Raw genomic sequence first — 11,107 nt, forward strand, 5'->3', positions numbered from 1 at the left:
CCGGAGCGTTCCCGTCGCGGGCCAACCGCTCCATCGTCCGCGCCAGGTGCTCGCTGCCGTCGTCCAGGTGCCGGGCCGCCGACTGCATGTGCGAGATCATCATCTCGCCGTAGATACGCAACGCCTCCCGCGCGGCCACCCCGTCGTCGAACGTCGGCCCGGCGTTCGCGCGGTACTCCTGCACCGCCCGCTCCGCCTCCTGCCGCGCCTCCTCCGCCGCCGCCTGCACGTAGCTCTCGTACTGCACCCGGGCGTACTCGGCGACCCGCCGCGCGTAGTCGTGCGCCTGCGCGATGATCTGCTCGGCCTCCCGCTGCGCCGCGGACAGCAGGTTCACCTCCTTCGCCGCCGGCATCGCCGACGCCGCCGGGGCGCTCGGCAGCACACCGTGCCGGTGCAGCTCCAACTGGTCGTTGAGACGCTCGTTCTCCGCCCGCAGACCACCGACCTGCGCGGCCAGCAGGTCCAACTCGTCGGCGACCTGCATCCGGAACCGGTCCACGTCGTTCGGGTCGTACCCACGCCGCGCGAACGACGACGAACCGAACTCCCACCGGCGCACCCGGTCGGCGGTCATCCGCACCTGGACGCCACCGGAGACCTGCATCCCGTCATACCGACTGATCGGCGTCGCGCTCACTGGCCACCTCCGGGGTTGTTGTCCACCGCCGTCCGCCACGACGGCCCGTACCAGTGCTTCCCGAGCCCCTCGTGGTGCAGCTGACCGGCGTGGTAGCCGGCCCGGGTCAGTGCCGCCACGGAATGCGACACCATCTCGTCGGAACCGCACACGTACACGTGCCGCGATCGCCAGTCCCCGTCGACCAGCGCCCGGTCCACCACGTGCGTGAACTCCCCCGGCCGGGCCACGTCCACGCCCACCACCCGGCTCACCGTCAACCACGGGTACGACGCGGCCAACTTGTCCACCGCCTCGTCGTCGTAGAACTCGCTGCGCGACCGGGCCCCCAGGTACAGGTCCACGGCGCGGCGGGAACCCTCCGCCGCGACCTGCTCGACGAGGGCCTTCATCGGCGCCCAGCCGGTCCCGGCGGCCAGCAGCAGCAGATCCGCCGGCCCCGCCGACCGCAACGTGAGGCGGTCACCCACCGGCGCCGCCAGATGAACCTGGTCACCGATCGCGCTGCCGTACACCAGCCGGGACGACACCGCGCCACCCGGCGCGGCCCGCACGTGCAGCTCCAATGTGCCGTCCACCCGCGGCGCGTTCGCCGGCGAGTAGAACCGCCACGACCGCACTGCCGGATGGGACACACCGATCGACTGGCCCGGCTCGAACGGCAACAGGTACTGCGGCCGCAGCGTCAGCACCGCCACGTCGAATCCGCGCCGATCGTGGCCCACGATCTCCGCCACCCACCACGGCGGGTTGACCGCCTCCGCGGCCTGCGCGCCCTCGGTCATGACCTGGGCCACCAACCCGTACGCGGCCGCCCAGTCCTGCGCCAGCTCGTCGGTCCACTGCTCGGCCAGGAAGTGCCGCAACGTGGCCAGCAGGGCCTCGCCCACCGCCGGGTAGTGCTCGGCGCGGACGGCGAACTTGCGGTGGTCGGCGCCGAGGTCCTGCAGGAACCCCACCAACCGGTCCACCTGGTCCACGTTCGACACGATGTGACCGAGAGCGGTGACCAGCCGGTCCCGCTGGCCCGCCATGTTCGTCGGGAACATCTGCCGGGTCTCGGGGTGCGCCAGGAACAGCGTGGAGTAGAAGAAGAGCGGCACTTGGTCGCCGTGCGCGGCGACCAGGGACCAGCTCTGCTTGAGTCGGGCGACGTCCACGCTCAGACGCCCGCCGGGTTACCGCCGGCCACCACCTGGTCCTGCACCTGGGCCAGCACCGCCTGCACGTCGGTGATGATGTCCGCCGGCACACCCAGCTCGGTCAGCGTGGCGGTCAGGTGCTCGCCCACCTTCACGTAGTGCCCCAGCGGGATGTTCAGCCGCTGGTGCGCCTCGGCCAGGCTGCGGCCGGTGTACTCGTTGGGGCCGCCGAGCACCACCGTCAGCATCAGCGCCAGGTGCCGGCGCTGACCCACCATGTCCACATCGGAGAAGTAGCCGGCCAGCTCCGGGTCGGCCAGGACCTTGTCGTAGAACAGGTCGACGGCGGCCTTCACGGAATCGGCGCCACCGATGCGCTGGTAGTGGGTGAGGGGGGCGGTCTCTTCGGTAACCGTCACGGTCGTTCCTTCCGGGGTAACGGGGGCGCGCGGGGTCGGCGCGAAGGGGCGTACGGCCGTCGGAATCCGGGAGCAACACCGGCGCCGAGGCGACCGCGTGTCGGACCATAGCGTGTCGCGCGTCCCCGGTCATGACCGCCCTATCAGCTTCCCGACAACAGTCCACGACGGAGAGTGATAATCTGGCCGGTCGAGCATCGACGGTCGGCGACGCCACGGTCACATCCGGCCACCACGCCCGACACACGGTCCTCAACGGACACGCAGACTCCGGCGCGGGAATCCCACCACCCGACAGGTCCGTGACCACCCGCGACGACACCACCACACACCCGCCACCAACCCCGGCGGCCGGCCGCGGCCAGAACCTCCCCGCACTCCCGGCACCACCTGCCGGCTGCCGCCCGACGACAACACACCGTCATCAGCGAACAGCAAAAAAGCCGGGCGCACCGCGCCCGGCTTTCGAGAGAACCAACGATCAACCCGCCCGGCGTCGCGCCCGACGCGCCGCCAACTCGTCACCCACCGGATCCGCCGCCGGCTCCGGCACCGGCGCCGCCGCCGGCTCCGCCGGCAGATGCGACAGCGAACCCTGGATCTCCTTGAAGGCCCCACCGATCGCGATCCCGAACACGCCCTGCCCACCCTGCAACAGGTCGACCACCTCCTCCGGCGACCGGCACTCGTACACCGTCGTGCCATCGGAGATCAACGTGATGCCCGCCAGGTCCTCCACCCCGCGCGACCGCAACGCCTCGATCGCCTTGCGGATGTTCTGCAGGGACACCCCGGCGTCCAGGAGGCGCTTCACCACCTTCAACACCACCAGGTCCCGGAACGAGTACAACCGCTGCGTCCCCGAACCCGACGCGTCCCGCACACTCGGCACCACCAGCGCCGTCCGCGCCCAGTAGTCCAACTGCCGGTAGCTGATGCCCACCGCCTGGCAGGCCGTCACACCCCGATAGCCCACGCCGGCGTCACCGTCGGTCACCGAACCCGGCGACCCCACCGACCCGTCCCAGCCCGTACCCGGATCTCGCGGCTCGTGCATCCGGACAACCTCCCCGCCCGTGCGGTGACACGTCGTTTCCGGGACGCGCACCCCTCGACACGGGCAACACTATCGCCGCCCTCGCTCGTTACCGTGGAGGAACAGTCGCGACACGCCGCACACCACGGCCGAAGATCACCCACCGCACCGGCACATCACCCACCGTGACGACCGGACCGGGCCCGAAACTCAGCCCGCGAAATCCTCCGGACGCACCTGGTCCAGGAACTCGCGGAACTTCTCCACCTCGTCCTCCTGCTCGTCGGGAATCACGATCCCCGCCTCGCTGAGGACCTCCTCCGCACAACGAATCGGCGCACCGACCCGCAACGCCAACGCGATCGAATCACTCGGCCGCGCCGACACCCGCACACCGTCACCGATCAACAGGTCGGCGTAGAAGACGTTCTCCTTCAACTCGGTGATCTCCACCGCCCGCAACGGAGCCTTCAACGCCGCCAACACGTCCCGCAACAGATCATGCGTCAACGGTCGGGCCGGCTTGACCCCCTGCTGCTCGTAGGCGATCGCCGTGGCCTCGACCGCGCCGATCCAGATCGGCAGATAGCGGTCCCCCTCGACCTCCCTGAGCAGGACGATCGGCTGGTTGCTGGGCAGCTCCACCCGAACTCCGACCACGCTCAGCTCGCGCACCGCCGCCTCCGTGTCGTCGTCAACCTACGCACCGCGCCCTTCCCTGCACGGTACACGGACCGCGACACGGTCGTCCCATGCGCTACCTGCACCACGCCCGCGCCAGAAAGGGGTTACCCCGGCAAGCCTACGACACGCTTCCCGGGGCAGATCTTTCCGCTCGACACCGGCCTCACCGACCCAACGTCGACCGCAACCCCACCCGCACCAACGCCGCGTGCAACTGCTGCGACAACGCCACCAACTCCCGCGCCGTCTCCGCCGCCCGCGCCCGCGCCGCCGGATCACTCTGCCGCGCCAACGGCGCCACCAGCTGCGCGAACAGACCCACCTCACGGTCCGCCGCCGACCGGTACCCCCGCAGGTGCCGCGGCTCCAACCCGTACGCCGCCAGACCCGCCACCGCCCGCGCGATGATCAACGCATCCGCGTCGTACCAACCCGGCGGATCCGACACCACCACACCCAGCCGCTCCAACTCACCCAACGTCGAGGAGTCCAGACCGCTGCGCGCCACCAGATCAGCCCGGCCGAGCCGTACCTCCGACGACTCGGCCGTCTCCTCCGACGCACGCCCCGGCACCTCACCACCGGGACCCACTGCCACCAACGTCGGCCGCTGCCGACCCGGCGAATCCCCCGTCGCGTCCCACTCCGCGAGCTGATCACGGATCACCCGCAACGGCAGGTACTGGTCCCGCTGCGCAGTCAGCACGAACCGCAACCGCGCCACGTCGTCCCACGAGTACTTCCGATACCCCGCCGCCGTCCGCTGCGGCTCCACCAGGCCCTCGGCCTCCAGGAACCGCAACTTCGAAATCGTCGTGTCCGGAAAATCCGCCCGCAACTCGGCCAGCACCTCGCCGATACTCATCAGCGGACGCGCCCGGGCCGACCCCGACGGCATGGAGGCCGCAGGCTCGTTCACCCCCGGCCGGCCTCCTCCTCCGGGCGCGGACCGGCGATGAACACCACCCGGAACTTACCGATCTGGACCTCGTCACCATTGCTCAACGTGGCCGCCTCGACCCGCTCCCGGTTCACGTACGTGCCGTTCAAACTCCCCACGTCCCGCACCGTGAACGTTCCACCGTCACGGTGGAACTCCGCGTGACGCCGCGACACCGTCACGTCGTCGAGGAAGATGTCACTGTCCGGGTGCCGACCACTGGTCGTCACGTCGTGGTCCAACAGGAATCGAGCACCCGCGTTCGGGCCCCGACGAACCACCAGCAGCGCCATACCCGGCGGCAACGAACCGGACATCCGGCTCGGCACCACATCGGTGTCCGGCCCCTCCAGCACTTCGTCGAGCGAACCGAGATTGAGCGTCGAAGTGACGTCGAGTGGGGGGAACTCGTCGTCTGGCCGCGTCATGGGACCACCTCACGGATCTTTTTCGGTCGGCGTCGGGTAATACCGGGTCTGGCCGCCGGGCGTACCACCACCCGGCGGCTGGCTCCCCGTGCCAGGGAAGGCAATTCCGCAACGCTCAACTCATGGTTTCTCGGTCAACTGGGCGAGCCTAGCCAGCGCCGAAATGCAGGGCAACCGGACGCGCGGAAACAACCCCCGCACCGGAAGCGGGACGCATCAGCTCTCAGTGAGCTCGCGATACGCACCCGCGGACAGCAGACCATCGACAGCCGAAGGATCGTCCGGCGTGATCTCCACCAACCAACCCGCACCGTACGGATCAGTGTTGATCACCTCAGGGGTGTCGCCGAGCGCCTCGTTGCGCGCCGCCACCGTCCCACTGAGCGGGGCGTAGATCTCCGACACGCTCTTCGTCGACTCGATCTCACCCAGCGACTCACCAGCCGCCACCACCGCACCGGACTCCGGCAACTGGACGAACACGATGTCACCCAGGGCGTCCTGCGCGAAGTGCGTGATGCCGACCCGGACAGTGCCGCCGTCGCCGCCGGCCACCCACTCGTGCTCGGCGGTGTACCGCAGATCCTCAGGAATCACCAGTCGCGTCCTTCATCCATCGGTGCACCGGCGACAGCACCGGTGCCGGCCGCGCCGGTCAGGAGACCGGACGGGCGTGTTCCAGCTTGATCGGCGCGTGCAGTGCCGAAACCTCGGCAACCTCACGATCCTCGACGATCACCGTACCGCCGTCGCCCGCAACCGACGCGACCACCCCGCCCGGAATGTTCAAGGCCGTACGCATGGTCGCCGGATCACCGATCACCGTGATCGTGAACGGACCCGTCAACCGCCGCCCGTCCACCACCAACGAACCACCCTCGGAGTCCAGGAAGTACGTCGACGCGATGATCCGCACCGTCGCCCGGTCCCCACCGGAGATCTGCATCGCCTCCGCGCCCGCGCCCCGCAACTCCTGCACCGCGTCCAGCACCCGCGACGCCGAGATCGCCTTCGCGCCGGCCTCGAACCGCACCGCCAGACCCGGACCCGTCGCCGGCAACGTACCGGCCAGGATCCCCAACTCGTCCGCGCGCCGCGTCGCCTCCTCCAGCGCCGCCTGCCGGCCCTGCTCACCCGAGCGCAACTGCCGCTGGCTCTCCTCCAACGCCGCGATGTCCTGCCGCAGCCGGACCTCCCGCGAGTTCAGGTCGTACAGGATGCGCACCAGATCCTCCTGCCGCGTCGCCACCGCGGTCGGATCCGTCGACGTCGTCCTGAACTGCACCACCAACGTGAAACCCAGCAGCGCCAGCAGCACGCCGATCATCACCTCGGCGGAACTCCACCGCGACCGCCCCGGGGCCTTCCCCGACCGGGCACCGTCGACCAGCCCGTCCTCCACCACCGGCGGGTCCCCGGACTCCGGCTCCGGACCCTCGGGCACCTCGGGCACCTCGGGCACGACAACCGACTCCGCGGCACTCCGCAGATCCACCGTCGCCCCGTCGTCCCCCGGACCCCGCACCGGCGGCTCCGACCGCTCCGGCGCCAACGGACTCAACTCGTCCGGATCCGGAGCCTCCGGACGCGGATCCGGCTCCCCCGCCGGCCCCGACGGGCGCCCCGGCCCCGCCGGCTGCGGCCAACCGGTGCCCGTCTCGGTGTGCTCGTCGCTGCTCATCGCCACAAACCTACGCCCGGAACAGGTGCCGGCGGATCGCCGCCACGTTGCCGAAGATGCGCACCCCGAGCACGACCACCACCCCGGTGGACAGCTGACCACCCACGCCCAACTGATCACCCAGGTACACGATCAGACCCGCCACCAGCACGTTCGAGATGAACGACACCACGAACTGCTTGTCGTCGAAGATCCGGTCCAACTTCGCCCGCACCCCACCGAACACCGCGTCCAACGCCGCCACCACCGCGATCGGCAGGTACGGCTGCAACGCCGCCGGGACCTCCGGGTCGTACCACAACCCCAACGCCACACCGGCGACCAGCGCCAACACCGCGATCATCAACCACCTCCGGAGGGGCTGGGCGACGTCCCCGAACGGGACGGCCCCGGACTGACGGATCGGTCAGCACCCGACGGCGAGGGACTCGGGCTGACCGAAGGCTCCGCGTAGCGTAGCCGCGGGTCCGGAGCGGCCGGCAGAGTGAGGTCCTCCGCCTCCCGGATCCCGAACGACAACCCGGTCTCCTCGGCCACCGTGCGCATCGTCAACGCACTGCGACTCCGGTCGTACCGGTCGCGCATCTCCTCCGGGCCGATCGCCGACACCTCGTACGGCCCCGTCACCGGCCGGTAGTCCACCAGGATCGCCTGCCCCGCCTGCCGAATCGTCGACATCGCCGTCAACCGCTGGCCGTTGACCGCGATCGCCTCCGCGCCGGCCGCCCACAGGTCGTTCGCCACACCCTGCAGGTCGCTGTAGAGCACCTGCGACGGACCGACGTCCGCGCGGATCACCGCGTCCTCGTCCTTGGGCGCGTCCGCCAGCCGCACCACGACGCCGTCCCCGCGCACCCGACCCAGCCCGGTCCCCGCCTCCAGGGACCGCAACCGCGCCGCCTCCGAGCTGCCCAGCGCCGCGGCCCGCTGCCGGGCAACCTCCGCCCGCAACTGTTCGGCACGCTCCGACAGCCGGTCGGTCTCGCTCTCCCGCTGCTTGATCTGCTCCACCAGCCCCGAGCGCACCTGACTCCGCCCCGGCTCGTCCTCCATCGTCTGCCGGTACGCCACCGCGAAGAGGAAGCCCAGCACCAGGACCACGACGAGGGTCACCGACCGCGCCGGCCACCGCCGCCACGCGGACCCGGACTGCGGATCCTCCCGGCGCCGGGCCGCCGCGTCGGCGTACCCCGGGTCCAGCGGGTTGCGGAACAGCTCGGTGAGGAAGTCCGGGGCGTACACCCGGTCGCCGCGGTTGCGGCCGTCACGGGGTGCGTCGGTCATCCCGCCACCCCCGCACCGCGTACCCCGCGTACGAGCCTCGCCGCCTGCACCACGTAGAGCGCCCCGGCCACCCAGTACAGAACCAGACCCCACCAGGCCAGCCCCCAGCCGATCGCCCCGGCCGCGGTCGCCGCGGCCGGCACCGCCGTGGCGAGCAGCAGGATCGGGAAAGCGGCCAGCAGCAGGAACGTCGCCGTCTTGCCCACGTAGTGCACCGGCGGCGGGCCGTACCCGTAACGGCGCAGCACGGCCAGCGACCCGAGCAGCAGCAGCTCCCGGGCCAGCAGCGCCGCGGTGAACTGCCACGGCACCACCTCCCGGGCGGTGAACGCGATCAGGGTGGCCAGGATGTAGAGCCGGTCGGCGAGCGGGTCGAGCAGCTCGCCCAGCCGGCTCACCTGCCGCATCCGGCGGGCGATCCAGCCGTCGACCCAGTCGGTGGTGCCGCCCACGGCGAGCACCACGATCGCGGCGACGTCGGCCCGGGCGACCAGCAGAAGGTAGAGGAAGAGCGGCACGCCGAGCAGCCGCACGAAGCTGATCACATTCGGCAGGGTCAGCACCTGGTCGCCCACGGGTGCGGGACGGATGTCGTCACTGGCCCGCGGGCGCTCCTGCCGAGCCGGCCGACGCGACACCGAACCTCCTCCGCGACACGCTCCGGCGCCCCGACCGAGACGGGCGCGGCGGAGAGACGTGTGCACTGTCGGCCGGCGGACGCCGGCTCCCCCTGCAGCCCCGGAACGGGACCCTCCCCTTGACGCGGCCCGCGATCGACGTGATCGCGGGCCGGGTGAGTTGCGCTGCCACTATATCGGGCCCTCCCCATCCGGTTCGGGCCCGCGCCGCGGCGTTGGTGCCGTCTTCCTGGTGTCTGCGACGGTGGTCACCACCGCTAAGGCATCCTAGGACACTAGTTGCGGAGCGATCCGGCGTGACGACGACGTCAGGCGGTGCGGGCCGGAGTGCCGGGCTGCGGTGCCACGCTGCCCGTCGCGGCCTGGCCGAAGCAGACCAGCGCCTGGAGCAACTCCTGCTGCACGCGCCCCGGCATCCGGTCCAGCACCGCCTGCAGCGCGGCGTGCCGGCGCTCGCGGACCTCCCGCAGCAGGGCGTCGGCCGCCGCGGTGGGGACCAGCAGCACCTCCCGCCGGTCCCGGGGATCCGCCACCCGCCGCAGCAGGCCGATCGCCTCCAGGCGATCACACAGCCGGCTCGCCGACGACGGCACCACGTCCAGCAGCTCGGCCAGCCGGTTCACGTTGGTCCCCGGCCGAGCGCTGAGCAGGGACAACACCCGCAACTGCGTCGGCGAGACGGAGAGCTGGTGCCGCGAGACCGCGGAGTCCAGCACGCCGACCAACGCCTCGGCGGCCGCGTCGATCGCCGCCGGCAGATTCGGAGCCAGCTCCACCCGGTGTCCCCTGCGATTGTCCCGCTCGTGGTCGGCCACCGGCCCGACCGCGGGGTTCACCCGCCGTCCCGACCGGGACCACGCCAGTCCAGGCAGACCACGACCGCGTCGTCCCGCAGGTCGGCATCCACGTGGTAGGCGTGCAACTCGCGCATCACCGTACCAACCGCCTCACTCGGCGGTTGCAACCGTGTCGAGCGCATCGCCCGCGCCATCGCGCGCTCGCCGTAGCTACCGCGGCCGTCCGGATCGGCCGCCCACACCCCGTCGCTGACCACGAACAGCCGGTCCCCCGGCGCGAGGTCGAGCTCCTGCACGTCGTACCGGGTCTCGGCGAACATGCCCAGCGGCAGTTGCTGCTCCAGCGCGACCGGGGTGAGCGCGCCGCCGCGTACGCGGACCAGCCGCGGTGAACCCGCGTCGACCGTGCGCACCCGCCCGGTCCGGGTGTCCAACTCCAACAGGAGCGTGGCCACGAACCGCTCGCCGCGGTGCTGGTAGAAGACGGTGTCCGAGGCCAGCTCCGCCTGCTCCTCAAGGCTGCCCCCGGAGCGCCGGGCGTTGCGCAGCGCGTTGACGGTGACGGCGGTGAGCAGCGCCGCCGACAGGCCGATACCGGCGCCGTTGAGGACGCTGACGGTGAGCAGGTCGCCGTCGACCGACCAGTCGAAGTGGTCCCCGCCGACGGTGTAGGCCGGTTCGAGCTGGCCGGCGAGGTCGAAGGTGTCGTGGCTGACGCTGCGACCGGGCAGCAGCTCCCACTGCATCTCGGCGGCCATGCTGAGCCGCTCCCGCCGCCGGGTCCGCCGGTAGCGGTCGGTCTCCCGGTCGGCGGCGCGCAGCGCCATCGCCAGGTCACCGGCGGCGTCGAGGATCTCGTCCAGGGTGCGGTCGTCCGGCGCGGCCGGCAGCTCGACCAGCAGGACGCCGAGCCGCTCACCCCAGACCGACAGCGGCAGGAACAGCCGGCAGCGGTCGTCCAGAGCCTCCCGGACCGGCTGCTGACTGGAGAAGCAGCGCTGGGCCACGCCCCGGAAGGCCAGCGACCCGGAATCGGGCAGGTCCCCGTCGAGGACCGGCCACAACCCGGCGATGCGGTAGTCGGCCAGGAACACGTCCGTCCGCAGCGCACCCAGCACCGACCGGATGGCCCGGTCGGCGGCCTCCGCCACCTGGTCCGGCGGTGCCGCGCGAACCGCGCGGGACACCGGGCCGGTTGCGTCCACCATGTTCCCCCCCGACAACACTTGCAGTCGGGCAAGCATCATACGGAGGCGTCGACCGACGCCACGGGCGGGCGTACACCTCGACCACGTGGCCGCGACGGGCCGGGCGGCTCAGTCGGCGGCGCGGACCGCGACCCCGCCGTGGACGACGTTGCTCAAAATCCGCCTCAGTGTCACCGGGCGCGGAGAGAAGGTCTTCGGCGACGCCTGTTC

At 71.4% G+C, this 11,107-nt stretch carries 14 protein-coding genes; all 14 read right to left on the bottom strand.

Annotated features, from left to right (window positions below):
* A partial coding sequence (locus AB0I76_RS13355; protein ID WP_357034189.1) for a DivIVA domain-containing protein occupies positions 1-640 on the bottom strand: 640 nt, incomplete at its 3' end.
* The gene (locus tag AB0I76_RS13360; RefSeq protein ID WP_357034191.1) at positions 637-1,800 is read right to left on the bottom strand and encodes a globin domain-containing protein; all 1,164 of its coding nucleotides are present in this window, start codon (positions 1,798-1,800) and stop codon (positions 637-639) included. The genes AB0I76_RS13360 and AB0I76_RS13355, both read right to left, overlap by 4 nt.
* A 2-nt stretch (positions 1,801-1,802) precedes the next feature.
* The gene (locus AB0I76_RS13365) at positions 1,803-2,201 is read right to left on the bottom strand and encodes a group 1 truncated hemoglobin (protein WP_357034193.1); all 399 of its coding nucleotides are present in this window, start codon (positions 2,199-2,201) and stop codon (positions 1,803-1,805) included.
* A gap of 481 nt (positions 2,202-2,682) precedes the next feature.
* Positions 2,683-3,258, bottom strand: a complete 576-nt coding sequence (locus AB0I76_RS13370) for a MerR family transcriptional regulator (protein ID WP_357034195.1) — start codon at positions 3,256-3,258, stop codon at positions 2,683-2,685.
* Between the two features lie 189 nt (positions 3,259-3,447).
* Positions 3,448-3,912, bottom strand: a complete 465-nt coding sequence (locus AB0I76_RS13375) for a bifunctional nuclease family protein (RefSeq protein WP_120730687.1) — start codon at positions 3,910-3,912, stop codon at positions 3,448-3,450.
* Between the two features lie 172 nt (positions 3,913-4,084).
* On the bottom strand, positions 4,085-4,786 hold the full coding sequence (locus AB0I76_RS13380; protein ID WP_357034197.1) for a MerR family transcriptional regulator: 702 nt from the start codon (positions 4,784-4,786) through the stop codon (positions 4,085-4,087).
* 50 nt (positions 4,787-4,836) lie between these two features.
* Entirely contained in the window at positions 4,837-5,289 is a 453-nt protein-coding gene (locus AB0I76_RS13385; protein ID WP_007071101.1) for an FHA domain-containing protein, read from the bottom strand.
* Positions 5,290-5,505: 216 nt separating this feature from the next.
* Positions 5,506-5,886, bottom strand: a complete 381-nt coding sequence (gene gcvH / locus AB0I76_RS13390; protein ID WP_357034200.1) for a glycine cleavage system protein GcvH — start codon at positions 5,884-5,886, stop codon at positions 5,506-5,508.
* A 58-nt stretch (positions 5,887-5,944) separates the two neighbouring features.
* Complete coding sequence (locus tag AB0I76_RS13395; protein WP_357034202.1) at positions 5,945-6,970, bottom strand: DUF881 domain-containing protein; 1,026 nt, start codon at positions 6,968-6,970, stop codon at positions 5,945-5,947.
* A gap of 10 nt (positions 6,971-6,980) precedes the next feature.
* Positions 6,981-7,313: a small basic family protein gene (locus AB0I76_RS13400; protein ID WP_357034204.1), complete on the bottom strand. Its 333-nt coding sequence runs from the start codon at positions 7,311-7,313 to the stop codon at positions 6,981-6,983.
* Positions 7,313-8,254 carry a DUF881 domain-containing protein gene (locus AB0I76_RS13405; protein WP_357034206.1) on the bottom strand — a complete coding sequence of 314 codons (942 nt, stop codon included), beginning with the start codon at positions 8,252-8,254 and terminating at the stop codon, positions 7,313-7,315. Before AB0I76_RS13405 ends, AB0I76_RS13400 begins: the two co-directional genes overlap by 1 nt.
* Complete coding sequence (locus AB0I76_RS13410) at positions 8,251-8,892, bottom strand: CDP-alcohol phosphatidyltransferase family protein (protein WP_357034207.1); 642 nt, start codon at positions 8,890-8,892, stop codon at positions 8,251-8,253. Before AB0I76_RS13410 ends, AB0I76_RS13405 begins: the two co-directional genes overlap by 4 nt.
* Positions 8,893-9,200: 308 nt before the next feature.
* Positions 9,201-9,668 (bottom strand): MarR family transcriptional regulator, encoded by a 468-nt coding sequence (locus tag AB0I76_RS13415; protein ID WP_357034211.1) that lies wholly within the window; start codon positions 9,666-9,668, stop codon positions 9,201-9,203.
* Between the two features lie 56 nt (positions 9,669-9,724).
* The gene (locus tag AB0I76_RS13420) at positions 9,725-10,897 is read right to left on the bottom strand and encodes a PP2C family protein-serine/threonine phosphatase (protein ID WP_357034209.1); all 1,173 of its coding nucleotides are present in this window, start codon (positions 10,895-10,897) and stop codon (positions 9,725-9,727) included.
* Positions 10,898-11,107 lie beyond the last annotated feature (210 nt).

This window comes from Micromonospora sp. NPDC049799, assembly GCF_040656655.1.
GTDB lineage: Bacteria > Actinomycetota > Actinomycetes > Mycobacteriales > Micromonosporaceae > Micromonospora.